Consider the following 14,537-nt stretch of genomic DNA (forward strand, 5'->3'; position numbering starts at 1 on the left):
CTCCAGGGATGGGAACGAAAGAGGGCTGTCAGTGCGGTGGCCCGGCCCGTGCCCATTCCTTCGCCCATGACGCCCGCACGCTGGTCACCGCGAACGACCCGAGGTCGATCCCCGCGAACGGGTCGGACAGGTAGCGCACGGACTCCCCCGCGTCGGAGAGCTCGACCAACGCGAGACGGTAGCGGTCCGCGTTGCGGCCGGTGAGGACCTCGTTGGCGGTGACGACGAAGTCCTCCGCGCCCGCGACGCGGCCCTTCACCTCGATGAAGACGATGCGCCCGTCGGCGTCGAGGGACTCGACGTCGTAACCGGGGTTGTTGTGCGGCATCTCGGTCGGCCTGCGGCCCAGCGCCCGCTCGGCGGCCAGCACCGCGTCCACGGCCCGGCGTTCCGACACCGTGGTGTCCACCGGAATCGACCCGACTCGCGGCAGCAGCCCCGCGGGCAGGACCAGCGCGGCGGCGGTGACGACCGGCGGTTTCGCGGCGAACCGGCCCTCCGCGTCCAGCCGCACCAACCGCGCCTCCAGCCGGGCGTCCAGTTCCTCCCCGCGGCGGCGGGCGGTGCGGGAGGAGATGCGGACCTTCTTGCCGGCCGCCTCGTCCTCGGCGATCCGCGGGACCTGCGACCACCAGTGCAGGGATTCCTGCTGCAGCCGCTTCGTCACCTCCGCGCGGGTGCGCTCCACCTGCGGGCCCAGCCGATCCTCGACCTGCGCGACGTGCTGCGGCAGGCTCTGCTGCACCGCCCACGACGTCACCGTCCGCTGCACGCCCCCGACCAGCCAGGGTTCGGCGAGGACCCGGGCCGCCACCGGGCGCGCAGCGTCGGGTAGCGGTTCGAGGTCGAGGTAGGGGGCGGCGCCAGAGGACACCGACTGCCCGTCCCGGGTGAGGGTGACGTACGCGAACCGGCGGCTCACCGTCCGCCCAGTGCCGTCGACGACCTCCTCCTCGACCGCGACGACGAGGCGGGGCACGGTCGAGCCGTCCAAGAGATCGACCAGCACGGCACCGCGGGTCAGCACCGCGCCCAAATCGTCAAGGGTCGCGGTGAGCAGGCCGTCGAGCAGCGGGTGCCCCGGTGCCAGCAGTTCCGCCCGGTCCTGCCCCTCGGGCGCGATTCGAGCGGGATCGAAGGTCACCCGCCCGTACCGGGCGCTCACCGCCCGCCCCGGCGCGGTCGCCGCGGACAGGACCGCGCTCGGCACGTTGGGGACCTCGAACCGTCCTCGCTCCCGCGGCGCCAACCGTCCACCCAACCGACTCAGCGCCGCCTGCGCGCACCGCTCGACGTAGTGCGGTTGCAACCGGCGGGCCCGGGCCTCGTCCATCTGACGGCGCAACGCCGCCACGACGTCCTCGTCGAGGCGGCCCGACTGCAAGGACCGCTCCTCGACCAGCTCCGCCAGCCCGTCCGCCACCTGCGCGTCGACGACCCGCTCCAGTTCCGCCCGACGCTCCGGTTCGTCGCCGTAGCGGATGGCCTCGACCAGGAGCTCACGCAGCGGCCGGTCGGCGAACGCGGAGCCCAGGACGTCAAACAACCGGCCGCCGTAGGCCTTGCGCTGCTCCTCGGCCTTGTCCAGCAGCCGCTGGAACACCTGACCCTCGCGGGTCTCGTGGGCGACGAGGTTCCACAACCGGCAGACCTCGCGCTGCCCGATGCGGTGGATGCGCCCGAACCGCTGCTCCAGCCGGTTCGGGTTCCACGGCAGGTCGTAGTTCACCATCAGGTGGCAGGCCTGGAGATTGAGGCCTTCACCCGCGGCGTCGGTGGCGACGAGGACTTGGCACGACGAGTCGTGGGTGAAGCGCTCGCGGACGGTCAGCCGTTCCTCGCGGGGAACCCCGCCGTGGATGGTGACGACGGCGTCGTCGCGGCCCAGCAGCCCACGGACCCGCTCGGCGAGGTAGCTGAGGGTGTCACGGTGCTCGGTGAAGACGATGAGCTTGCGCGACCCCAGCCCCCCGGTCAGCCCCTCGGCGGCGAACAGCGAGCGCAGGCTCGTCCACTTCGAGTCGTTCCCCGACCGCTCGACGTCGGTGGCCAGTTCCACCAGCTGGTCCAGGACGGCGATCTCGACCTCCAGCTCCGCGCGGGTACGGGCGGCGGTCGCGGCGTCGACGACGAGCTCCTCGACGGTCTCCACCTCGTCGGCGTCGTAGTCCTCGTCGACATCGCGGTCGGCCTCGGCCATCGCCGCGGCGATGCGCTGCTGGGCGTCCTCCTCCACCGGCGACAGCAGGCCGTCGCGCCTCGCCTGCAAGCGGTCGCGGCGACGCTGCAACGACCGCAGCACCGCCAGCGGGCTGGAGGCCAGGCGACGCTGCAGGACGGTCAGCGCGAACCCCACGGTGCGGGAGCGCTGCACGTCGCCGTCCGCGGCGATCTGCTCCGCGCGCGACATCTCCTCACGCACGTAGCGCGTGACGTCGACGTAGAGGCGGGCCTCCAGCGGGGACAGGTCGAACGGGACCGTCTCGGCGATGCGTTCGGGGAACAGCGGCTTCCCCTCGAAGGTGAGCAGTTCCTCCTTCACCAGCCGCCGCATCAACCCGGTCGTGTCGTTCGTGTGGACGCCGGGGCGGTACTTGCCCTCGAACCGGTCCGGGTCCAGCAGGGCGAGGAAGAGCTGGTACTCGTCCTCCTTGCCGGCGTGCGGGGTCGCCGTCATCAGCAGCAGGTTCCGGGCGACCCGGGCGACGCGCTGCCCGAGGGCGTAGCGCTTCGTGGCCTTGACGTCGGCCCCGGAGTACGACGCCGACATCCGGTGCGCCTCGTCGACGACGACGAGGTCGAAGTCCTCGTGCTCCAGCAGGTCGAGCAGCTCCTCGCGGCGGGACAGCTGGTCCATCCGCGCGATCGCCAGCGGAGCGTGGCGGAAGGCCGTCCCGTCAGCGATCTCCTGGGCGCTCGGCGCGAAGAGGGCGAAGTCCAGCCCGAAGCGCAGCGACAGCTCCGAGCGCCACTGCTCGACGAGGGAGCCGGGGGCGATGACGAGGCACCGCTCGAGGGCGCCCCGGAGCTGGAGCTCCCGGGCGTACAGCCCGGCCATGATCGTCTTGCCCGCGCCCGGGTCGTCGGCCAGCAGGAAGCGCAGCGGGGTGCGGGGCAGCAGCTCCGAGTAGACCGCGCGGATCTGGTGCGGGAGCGGGTCGACGTCGCTGGAGCTGACGGCCTGCATCGGCTCGTGCCGCCCGGCGCGCAGGACGCGCAGGCACTCGGCCGCCAGACGGAAGTCCGCGGCGTCGCCGTCGAAGGTCCAGGCCGACGGCCCCGCGGGGATCCGCAGTCGCGCCTCGTCGGCGCGGTAGAGGAGCGTCTGGTCCAGCCGGGTCCCGGCCTTGTAGGTCAGCGTCAGAGCGTCCGGCCCGTGCCAGTCCACCGCGATCACGGTGACCGGCCCCTCCGGGACGACCCCGCGCACCAGCGTCCCCGCGACAAGCTCCTCGAGCTGCGCGGACGCCACGTCGCCTTCGCGCGCCACAGCCCTCTCCCCCGACTCGGACCATAATGCCCCACGCATTGAGCTGACAGTACATCGCCGAGCACCAGGCGTCAGTGCGGTACATGTCTTACCCTTTCCGCTGCGGCGGAGGGGGGACAAGTCAGGCACATCGATGAGCCCTTGTCTGAAGCGCCATGAGCAGCTGCTTCGGCCAGGAGCCAGAGATGCTGGGTGCGTAGGGCCTGACCGGCCACGATGGTGGTGACCGACTAGCTGCGCGATGTTAGGGACCACGAGCCGTTACATGTGATGGCGAGGAACTGCGTGTCTCGGGGCACCACCACGGTTCCGGAGTACGCACCGATGACGTTGACGAGGAGATCAGCGGATCCTCCATACGCCCACACAGTGAAGTTTCCGTCACCACGCGCTTCTATTTGTACAATCTGGGCGGATACCGTCGGCTGCAGATCTGCGCCCATGAACCGCACAGAGTCTCCAAAGCCGCGTTCATTGCTGCTTAAAATCGACAGATCCTCAGGGCCGAGGAATCTCAGAGTCCAAGGTCCATCTGCTTGTACTTGGATGGCGCCGATTGGCCCCTGCAGGCCCGCTACACACGTACCGGAGTACATGCCTATTGTATTCACGACTAGCTCTAGTTGACTCAAGTCAGGCGACAGCGTCCAGACTGCCAAGTTACCCTCTGCACTATCGCCCCGGATACTGAGAATTTGGACCCCTCGAGATCGGGGGTGAACTGAATGATGTCGTCGCCGTACCCGGTAAAGGGCGCGCCCAAGCTTGCCATGGAGCCTCCTCGCGAAATCGCTGCGCGCCGATACGTCCGGCCGCCCTCACTCTTGCTGCGCCACTACAACGCAAGCACTCAACCACTCTCAAGCAAGTTCAACTATCATTCGACAGTTCTTCGTGAGCCTCTCTGTACGCGGTGATGAGTTCCGGCCGGAGTCGACCCCGCTCCCCCACCGGCCACCCGTTCTCACGACCCCATGCCCGCACCTCTGCCGGCGTGACTGAGAGCGTCTGCACGCCAGCCGATGACGTGGTCTCCGCAGCAGGCGCTGCTGACAACTCGACGATGGGATCGCTCTGGACGGTCGGTACGACGTCCGCCACCACGGCCACGTGCGGTTCATCGTCCGTGGTCGTCTCGTGCGGGCGGATCCCGCGCTCCTCGAGCGTCGACCACAGGCTCTCCAGCGCAGCGTCCCGGTCCCAGTTGAACTCGCTGTCCCGCACTCGCCAGAACCGCCAGCCGGCACGCTTGAGCTCCTGCTCGCGGTACACGTCGCTGGCCACCTGCTCCGGACTGGAGTGCCACGCCTCCCCGTCGCACTCCACCGCCAAACGGCCCTTGGCCCCCGTGACGACGAGATCGATGCGACGGCCGTTCACCTCCCACTGCGGCGTCACCTGGTAGCCGCGCTCGCGGATGGCGAGGTAGACGCGCTGCTCGAAGAGCGAGTCGAACACCGGGTGCCGCACGTCGGGGGTGACGTTGCCGAGGTCGGCTGCGGAACGCGGAGCCGGCGGGTCGCTCAGGTGGGTGAGCAGCGAACGCCGCAGATCCGTTGGCTTCAAGGAGTCGGCTGTCACCGAGTGGAACAGCCACATCTGATCCTGCGCACGACTGGCTCCGACGTTGTAGCGCCGCTTCGCCTCCTCGGACGTCTGCGCAGTGTTGGTGCGGTTCGGTCCGACGACGAGCGAGAGCATGATGACGTTCCGCTCGTCACCCTGGAAGTCGGGGGGCGTACCGACCCGCAACCTCCGCTGCTCGTACACGTCCGGGCGAACGACCTGCCGGAGCTTCTGCTCGATGACGTCCACCTGCGCTTGGCCCTGCAGAACGACGACACCGAAGGTCTTGCCCGCGTACGCGGGGTCGGCGATGCAGGCCGCGACCTGCTGGGCGATGGCCGCCGCTTCGCGGCGGTTGCGGAGCTTCGCGTTCTCGCCCTCGCTGGGGGCGCCCTGCACGTAGCGGACCCTCAGCGGGGCGAGGCGGTCACTGCCGTACTGCCGCAGCGGCACGAGCGGTGCGTCCGCGTAGAACTCGCGCGAGGACCAGTCGATGATCTCCGGCATGCAGCGGAAGTGCTCCCGCAACCGGATCACCGAACCGAAACGCGTCGTCAACAGGCTGAACAGGCTGTCCTTGGGTGTGAGGGACACCCGCAAGTAGTTCGGCAACGCGGCAAGGTAGGTGTCCAGCTTGTCGAAGATGGGTTGCAACGCTCCCATCGCCACCTGAGAGGGGGCGCACTGGCGATCATCGCCCACGACGATGACCCGCGGCGCCAACCACAGCAGGTACAGCGTTTCGATGCTCGCCTGACTAGCCTCGTCGATGATGACGACGTCGAAGGAGTTCTTGTCCGGCGGCACGGTCTCCAGCACCTCAGCCAGCGGCATGATCCACGCCGGCACCGCTCCTCGCGCCTGCGTCATCGCCTCCTTGGCGGCCAGCGCAAAACGGTGAGCGAACTTCCCGGTCCCGGCGCCGCGCGACTGGGTGGCGCTCTGGTAAGCGCGCAGCGCCTGGGACTGGCGCGCGGTCATCCGCGACAACGTCGCATCCCACGCCTTCTCGGCCGCCAACTGCCCCGTCAGCGAGCCGATCGACGCAGTCACCTCGGCGAGCTGGCGGTCCAGCACGGCCTCCCGGCCCGGGCGTCGCTGATCCTGGAAGAAGGTCGACGCCTTGCCCCACGCCCACGCACCCTCGAGGTCACCGAGGCGGGTGGTCCACGCAGGGTCGGCGGCGGACGCGTCGATCAGCGCAGAGAGACCCGGGTGGTTCGCCTCCACCGCACGCGCCAGCTCGTCGGCGCGTCGCTGACTCGCCGCCTCCACCGCCGCGTCCGCGAGCGCCGAGTGAGCCTGTGCGTAGCCCGCGACGTCCCGCAACGCCACCGCCCGCGCCAGGGCACGGCACTCAGGCGCTGCACGGTCGACGGCAGCGATGCGCTGCACGTCGTCCAGCAACTCCTCGACGGCACGTCGTGCCGCCTGCGCGTCCAGCTGCGCCGCGACACCGGGAAGGGCGTCGGCGAAGGCCGTCCACTCCTCGCGGGAGTCCAGGGCGAGCGTGACCCCGGCGCCGCGCAGCAGCTCACGCACTGCGCTCATAGCTTCCAGTGCCCGGGAGGCACGGGACAACGCGTGGTGCGCGTCGACCAGGGATGACACCGTCAAGCGCACCGAGGCGTTGGGCAGGACCTCGTGGCCGACGTCGGCCCACCGCGCGATGAGTTCCCTCGCGTCGACCTCGACGGCGAGCTGGGTCAGCACGACGTCCAGCTGCTCGACGGTGCTCGGTGCGACGTCGTTGACCGTCGCCGCCAGCAGTCGCTCCGCCTGCTTCTCGGGCGCCGAGCGGAACATGCCCTTCGCGCGGATCTTCCCGCCCGCGGCGGCGTGCGCGCGCAGAGCGCGACCGGCCGTCAGTTGCGCCGCCATTCCCTCCGGGCCACTGGGCTCGAAGTCGGGCAGCACGACGCGCTGCAGCGCGAGGCCGTCGAGCGCCCGGTTCATGTCCTCCGCGCGGCCGGACACCTGGTGCAGTCCCTGCCACAGCGAGGTGTTGCGTCCGCGCAGGGAATCGTCGATGCACCGGCGTTGCCACTCGTCCCCGGCGTCACCGCGGGACAGACCGGCCAACGTGGTGCGCACCACCTCGTTCTCGTGCTCGAGCTGTGCCAGCACGTCCCGGCTCACCGGTTCCATCGCGCTGACCAGGTCCGAGACCGCAGCGCCGGCGGCCGCGGCGGTGGCTTGCTCAGCTGCCACCAGGGACGCCACCCGCTCGGGGGTCGGGAGGTCGTTGACGGAAGGGATGACCTGCGCGGTACGGGCTCGCCGCTCCGGTGTCGCGGAGGCCGTCAGCCGGACCAGCTCCCCCACCGCCGCGGCGTCCACGGGCAGCTGAGCGGGAGCGGCCTGCGGCACGGGTGTCGGCATCCAGTCGTAGCGGTCCGCCCGCTCCCGCAGCCGGGCCGCGATGGCCGCCAGCGTGCCGCCGTAGCCGGCCGCCACGGTGCCTTCGGGGTGGGCGTAGGTCTCCGCCTCCCGCAGCGAGCGGATGTCCTCCATCAGCGTCGCCTGCCGGGACCGCGCCGCGGCCCGCTCGGCCCCGAGCTGCGCGATCCGCGTGGCGTACCTCACCGCGTCGTACTGGCCGTGCCGGTCGACCAGGGCGTTCACGCTGCGGGACAGCTCCGCCGACCCACCACGCCCCTGGTCGGTCATCGAGACGCACAGCTCGCGCACGTCCGCGGGGATCTTCTCGCGCAGCACGCTCAACGCCTGCGCCTTCTGGCTGGTCACCAGAACGCGCTGTCCCTCCGCGACGAGCGCGGACACGAGGTTCGCGATGGTGTGGGTCTTGCCGGTCCCCGGCGGCCCCTGCACCACGACACCGGTGTCCCGCCCGAGACGTTCGATGATCTTCCGCTGCTCGTCGTTGGCCGGGAGCGGGAAGAGGGGGTCGGCCGCGATGGTCGCACCGGTGCCGCCCTCGGACTCCAACCACGACAGCCGCTCCTGCGGCTCCATGGACTCCAGCAGCTGGACGAGGCCCAGCGGAGCCTCGGCATCGGCCCCCTGCAGCGCCTCGGACATCCGGTCGTAGTACGCCAGCAGGCTCGCGCGGCCCCGCGGGCGGAGCACGATCGCCGGGGCGAAGTGCAGTGCGGGGACGGCCTCGACGTCCGCAGGAGCCTCCACGTCCTTGGCGTACGCCCGGCACGAGGGCAGCGCGAGTGCCCGCCACTGCTCCAGCACCTCGTGGACGGAGTCGTCGAGGGGGAGGTCCAACCCTGCGCGGACCGTCGCCCGGGCTGGCTCCGCGCGGGCTCCGTCGAAGCCGGCCAGGCCGTCCAGCAGGTCCCGGTCGTGCAGCCGCGTGCCCGCGGGGTCCGCCACGAGGAGGGCCAGCGCGCCGGTCCTCGCATCGACGTCCACCGACAACCGAGTGCTCAGCAGGTGGTTGCGCACCCGCTCGCCGTCCTCCGGGAGCCAAGACAGCAGCCCCGTCTGCAGGACCAGTTCGAACTGGTCGTCCTGCTGCGAGAGCTGGCGGTGCACCCCGCTGAGCTCCTCGTACCAACGCCGCGCCGGTGCGGAGCGACGGTCGCGCTCAGCCCAGGAGCGCCACTCGCTGCTCCACCGGGCGTACTCCCGCCGGACCTGCGAGTCGCCGACGAAGCCGTCGGACGCGTCGGGATCTTGGGCCGTCTGGTCCACCAGGAGCGGGACCGGCGCGGAGGAGTCCGTCAGACGAGACGGGTCCACCCAGCTCTCCAGCACCGCGGGAAGGGCCGGGGGCGGTTCGGCAGCCAGCGCGGGGAAGGTGGCCAGGCGGGATCCAGGACCGGCGGTGGCGTCCACGCTGATCTCAGCGGGCAGGTCCTCCCACCAGAGGACGTGCGGCTGCGCCTGGACGTCGCGCACCGGCTCCGAGCCCATCGTCGCCAACGCCCGCAGGAAGTCCACCAGCGAGCTGACTTGACCGACCATCTCTCGACGGCGTCCCGACCCTGTCTCCACCACGTGCATCCCCCTTCACGACCCGTCAGCATCTTGCCGCAGACAACCGACAGGAGGTGCCGGAACGAGTGTCTCGGCCGGTGGGCCGGGGCGACGACCGCCAGCGCAGCCTCGCCCGTCGTGCGGGGCACTAGCATCCCCGGGTGATCGACGAAGGCGTGATGGCGCAGATCCGCGCGATGGTCGCCGAACGGGAGTGGGACCAGTTCCACACGCCCGAGAACCTCGCCAAAAGCATCGTGATCGAAGCGGCCGAGCTCCTGGAGTGCTTCCAGTGGTCGCCGGACGGTGATCACCAGCGGGTCCGCAGCGAGCTCGCCGACGTGCTCACCTACTGCCACCTGCTGGCGGACAAGCTCGACCTGGACGTGGACGAGATCGTCCTGGACAAGCTCCAGGAGACCCGCACCAAGTACCCCGTCGACAAGGCCCGCGGCAGGAGCACCAAGCATGACCAGCTTTGAGATCGAAGAGGTCCCGTTCAACGGCAAGAGCGTCGCCGCATGGGCGCAGGTCGACGAACGACACCGCAACTGGCCGGTCGTGTACACGCTCGAGGGTCCTGGCAAGGTATACGTCGGTGAATCACTGAACGCCGCCGGTCGCTTCAAGCAGCACCTCGAGGCGGGGAAGAAGCCAGTTCGCCGAGCCCGCGTCGTCGTGGACCCCACCTTCAACAAGTCGGTCTGCCTGGACCTGGAGTCCTACCTCATCCGGCTCTTCGCAGGTGACGGCAAGTACGAAGTGCTCAACCGCAACGACGGTGTCACCAATGCCGACTACTACGGCCGTCAGGGCTACCAGAAGGCGTTCGAGGACATCTTCGAGGAGCTCCGGAAGCGGGGCGCCTTCAACCGCTCGGTGAAGGAGATCGAGAACACCGACCTCTTCAAGCTCTCACCCTTCAAGGCGTTGACCTCGGAGCAGGCCATCGCCGTCGAAGACATCCTGAATGGCCTCTTCAACGACTTGGAGGAGGAAGTCCCCAGTCGACTGGTCATCCAAGGCGACCCGGGTACCGGTAAGACGATCGTGGCCATCTACCTCATCAAGCTGCTGAGCGACATCCAGCACGCCGACCTGAGCGAGCCAGCGGAGGGGGACTCCATCCTCTCGGAGTTCTTCGTGGAGGGGTACCCGCAGCTGCTCAAGGACTTCCGCATCGGACTGGTGGTGCCGCAGCAGTCCCTGCGCAAGTCCATCGAGAACGTCTTCGGCAAGACACCGGGCCTCGCGCCGTCCATGGTGATGAGCCCCTTCGAAGCCGCGCAGACGAAGACGCCCTTCGACCTCCTGATCGTCGATGAAACGCATCGCCTCAACCAGCGCGCGAGCCTCGCGTCAGGAGCCTTGAACGCGCTCTTCCCCCGGATCAACGAGCACCTCTTCGGCAGTGACGACCTCAACCTCACCCAGCTGGACTGGATCAACGCCGTGAGCAGGCACCAGATCTACCTGTTGGATGCCGCTCAAGCGGTCCGACCAGCCGACGTCCCCCGTGAAGCCCTCGACGACCTCACCGCGACCGCGAAGGCCGTTGATCGGCACTACTCGCTGACGACGCAGATGCGAGTACGGGCCGGCGCCGACTACGTCGACTACATCCGTCGCGTCCTCGACGGCGCAGCCACCGAACACCAGACGTTCCCTGGGTACGACCTGCGCTTCTTCGACGACTTCGACGAGATGCTGACCGCGGTCGCGCAGAGGGACGCCGAGGCAGGACTCGCACGAACGATCGCCGGGTACGCGTGGCCGTGGGCGAGCAGGAAGGACCCCAACGCTTTCGACATCACGATCGGCGGCCGACAACTGCGGTGGAACAGCACGGACGTCGACTGGATCAACTCGCCCGGGTCCCTCGACGAAGTAGGCTCGATCCACACCACACAGGGCTACGATCTGAACACCGCAGCCGTCATCATCGGACTCGATCTGCGTTTCGACACCGCAACCGAGCGGATCTACTTCGACCGCTCCCACTACCACGACAAGAAGGGGATGCAGAACAACCCGAAACGTGGGATCACGTACACGGACGAGGACGTGCTCCAGTACGTCAAGAACATCTACGCCGTCTTGTTGACCCGCGGCATCCTCGGGACGTACGTGTACGTCTGCGACCCACCCCTGCGCGAGCACCTGCGGCAATTCCTGTGATGACGCGGGCACGCTGAACCTGGCGCTCAGCTCTCGGATCCGGGGAAAGGAGGGCTCTTCCCCTCCCGCACCGCCGAAGAAGGTGCCGCAACGACTGCGTCCGCGTATCCGGTCAGAGCCGCCGCCAAGGCGTGCCGACGCTCACCGCTCAGCTCAAGCACGCCCTGCCGGTAACGGGAGTTGAGCAGCCTCGGGTTCTGGTGCCGCGGCGGGTCCTCCAGGAGCTGCGCCACCTCCCGGATGCTCTGCACCCGTCGTGAGACGAACTTCTCGGAGAACATGAACCGGTGCCGGGGCGAGACGGGGGACTGCTCGACCCCTTCCGGCACCAGCAAGGACCACGCTCGATCCACGTAGGGGATCAACGGTGCAGGAACCGCGCAGACGAAGGACATGGCCATCTCCTTGAGCAATCCCTGAGCGGGTGAGCCTTCTCGATCCGTGAAGTGCGCCAACGACGTCGGCAACCACGTCACGACGGGCACGAAGGAGTTCAAGAGTCCACGCTTCGACGCCTGAGCTCCCGTCGACAACGACCTCCAGGCGTGGCAGCACGTCCACCCGGTGGTGACTCGCCGACCGACGAGACGCGGGTCGTCACTGACGATGTCCATCCCCTTCGGGAGGGCTTTCAGCAAGCTGTTGTCATCGCTGAAGTAGCCCGACTCGTCGGGGACTCCCCACAGTTCCGACCCTCCACTCCCCTTGCGCTTTCGCCCATCGCGGATCGCGTAGGGGCGCAGGACGGGGAGCCGGCGGTACTGCTCAACGCTGAACGACACCGCAGTGGCGTGGATGAGCATCAAGACGGCTCGTTCGGCCTCGACCCCGAAGACGGATCGCAGCTGAAGAGCCAGCGAGCTCGACGCGTCGAGCTGCGCGAAGCGAAGATCGTCGACGCTGAGGGCGTCGAAGGCGATCTGCAACGCGTCGTCCCCGGTGAGTGCCTTCTGCCCAGCACTTCGCCGTTCGACGCGGGCACCGGCAAGAGTCATGGCAACCACTCCCGAGCGTGAGGTGAGCGAGCCGTCACGATCCACTGTGCCACTCGCTCCGGACATCCCTCTCGGGGAGCTCGCTCGAGAGCGGGGTGCGGAGTCGTCCGCGTCTGCAGCTCATCGTGAGACCGGCGCCACCTTCCTCCTGCCCGCACAGAAGAGGGCGAGGTCCAGCTGATCGGGCACCTGGAGCGCCGAGGCCAGCACGGTAGCCAGATCGGGCAGTACGTCGCTCACTGCGCCGACTGCCCTTCCTGGGCGGCGTGGAACTCGCGCACGACGTCATCGGCCAGGCGTCCACGATCGCTGACGGGCAGTCCGTTCTCCCGCGCCCACTGGCGGATGATCGTGGTATCCGCCACCGTGGTCGAGGCCTCCTCGAGCTCGAAGGACTCGTCGAAGTCCTGCAGGCTCTCCCGGCCCTCGAGCGTGTCGATGGTGAACTGCGCGTCGGCACCGAGCTCCCTCGGCGGAAGCTCCGTCGACTCGACGTCGTGCAGGCTCCGCGCGATGGCTCGGTGACGCACGCCCGCGCTCTGCGCGGTCTTGCCAGCCGTCAGGAGCTGCTTCTCCAGCTTCTCCCACACAGCGCCCGACTTCTCGAACTCGCTCTTCACCTTCCCGAGCACCCGCCACACCTCGCTGGAGCGCTCTTGGATCGCGAGCGTCCGGAAGCCCATGGACATCGACCCGAGCAGCGCTGTGAGGGTCGTGGGGCCGGCGACGACCACGCGGTGCTCGTTGCGCAGCAGCTGCAGGAGACCCGCGTGGCGGACGACCTCGGCGAAGAGCCCTTCGGTCCCCAAGTACATGACGGCGAAGTCCGTCGTGTGCGGCGCGCGGACGTACTTGCGCGAGATGGACGCAGCCTCGCGCTTGATGTCGGCGAGCAGCGCCTTCTGAGCAGCGTCGACGCCTTCACCGCTCTCGTGAGCGGCCAGGAGCTGCTCGTACGACGTCGTGGGGAACTTCGAGTCGATCGGCAACCAGACCGGCGTGCCGTCCTCGCCACCGGGCAGCTTGATGGCGCAGTCGACGACCTCGTTGGAGTCCGGCACGACCCTCCACTGGCGGCGGTACTGGTCCGGCGTCATGACATCGCTCAGCAAGGCCTCCAGGTGGAGCTCGGCCCACGCACCACGGGTCTTGACGTTGGTCAACGTTCGCTGGAGCGATCCGACACCTTGCGCCAAGGTCTGCATCTCGCCCAGCCCCTTGTGGACGCTCTCCAGCTGGCTCGTCACCTGCTGGAAGCTGGAATTGAGGCGGTCGCCGAGGGTGGCGTCGAGCTTCTCCGCGACCGTCTCCCGCATCCTCTCGAGCTTCTGCTCGTTGGACTCGGTCATGCTCTGCAGGTTCGTCTGCAGCTCGCGACGGGCGGTGTGCTGCTCCTGGGTCATCGTCGCGGTGAGCTCACCCAGTCGCTGGGTGATGCTCCCCTGCTGGTCGGCGAGAGCCTGGCGCTGACCGGCGGTCGTCGCGGTGAGCTCCTCACGGAACCCGGCCAGCTCGTGCCGCGTCTGCTCACCCGCCGTGCGGAGAGCCTCGGCCTGCTGGTCCCGCGCCGCCTCGCTGCGCTGGACGAGGTCGCTCACCCGCTCGGTGAGGGAGGTCCGCAGCTCGTCGATGGCTGTCTTCTGCGACGCGGCCAACGCCTCAGCGGCCAGGCGCCCGGCTTCGGCCGCACGCTGCTGCTCCGCCCTGATCTCCTGCCGAAGCGCGTCCGAGCGCTCGACGAGCTGCTTGACCTGCTCTGCGACGGCCTCCCGCAGCGACTGCAGCTCCGCCGCCTGCTGGCGCGACATCCGCTCCTGAGCCTGGTCGAACCGCTCGACGCTGCGTTCGCTGAAGCTGGTCAACGTGGCACCGGACTCAGCGGTGCTGCGCCGCAGGAGGTCCTGGACGCCGCTGATCTGCGCCTGCACCTCCTGACGGAGGTGTCCGAGCTCCCCGGCCTGCGAGGTGCGGAGGTCGGAGAAGCCGCTCGACTGCGCCGAGCGGAGACGGTCGTGCTCGTCGCGCAGAGAGCCGGCGACGCCCTCGACCAGGGTGTGCACCGCCTGCAGGCCCCGACCCACGGACGGGTCGCCGTCACCGACGTCATGGCGCGAGGCGGCACGCCAAGCGAGCAGGGCGAAGACGGCAGTGACCAGGGAGATCACGGCACCGACGATCGACACGTACGTCACTGTTCGACCTCTCCTCGGGTGTCACCGCACAACCGTCGACGATTGCGGCGGGCACCACGGTCCTCAGTCGCTGCAGACAGCGACCAGGAGTGATTCGGAGCGAAACGCCACGAGCCTGAGGAGGTCGTCGAGACGTCCACCCGTCAGTCGAGGCCGGCACCACGG

At 69.1% G+C, this 14,537-nt stretch carries 6 protein-coding genes; 2 read left to right on the plus strand and 4 right to left on the minus strand.

The window, feature by feature from the left end; genetic code table 11:
- Window positions 1-28: 28 nt before the first annotated feature.
- Window positions 29-3,490, minus strand: a complete 3,462-nt coding sequence (locus tag ACRYM0_RS02580; RefSeq protein ID WP_432501823.1) for a helicase-related protein — start codon at window positions 3,488-3,490, stop codon at window positions 29-31.
- Window positions 3,491-4,360: 870 nt separating this feature from the next.
- Window positions 4,361-8,785: an AAA domain-containing protein gene (locus tag ACRYM0_RS02585; RefSeq protein ID WP_432501825.1), complete on the minus strand. Its 4,425-nt coding sequence runs from the start codon at window positions 8,783-8,785 to the stop codon at window positions 4,361-4,363.
- Between the two features lie 419 nt (window positions 8,786-9,204).
- On the opposite strand from ACRYM0_RS02585, the gene ACRYM0_RS02590 reads away from it, so the two are divergent.
- Together ACRYM0_RS02590 and ACRYM0_RS02595 are read left to right on the plus strand one after the other, a co-directional pair.
- Window positions 9,205-9,489, plus strand: coding sequence for a nucleotide pyrophosphohydrolase (locus ACRYM0_RS02590; RefSeq protein WP_432501935.1), 285 nt, complete (start codon window positions 9,205-9,207; stop codon window positions 9,487-9,489).
- Complete coding sequence (locus ACRYM0_RS02595) at window positions 9,476-11,185, plus strand: DNA/RNA helicase domain-containing protein (protein ID WP_432501827.1); 1,710 nt, start codon at window positions 9,476-9,478, stop codon at window positions 11,183-11,185. Before ACRYM0_RS02590 ends, ACRYM0_RS02595 begins: the two co-directional genes overlap by 14 nt.
- Window positions 11,186-11,211: 26 nt before the next feature.
- Here the strand turns inward: ACRYM0_RS02595 and ACRYM0_RS02600 are convergent, their stop codons facing one another.
- Together ACRYM0_RS02600 and ACRYM0_RS02605 are read right to left on the minus strand one after the other, a co-directional pair.
- On the minus strand, window positions 11,212-12,180 hold the full coding sequence (locus ACRYM0_RS02600) for a hypothetical protein (RefSeq protein WP_432501830.1): 969 nt from the start codon (window positions 12,178-12,180) through the stop codon (window positions 11,212-11,214).
- A gap of 236 nt (window positions 12,181-12,416) precedes the next feature.
- Window positions 12,417-14,363: a DNA recombination protein RmuC gene (locus ACRYM0_RS02605; protein WP_432501832.1), complete on the minus strand. Its 1,947-nt coding sequence runs from the start codon at window positions 14,361-14,363 to the stop codon at window positions 12,417-12,419.
- Window positions 14,364-14,537: the final 174 nt, after the last annotated feature.

This window comes from Kineococcus arenarius subsp. arenarius, from assembly GCF_050871845.1.
GTDB lineage: Bacteria > Actinomycetota > Actinomycetes > Actinomycetales > Kineococcaceae > Kineococcus.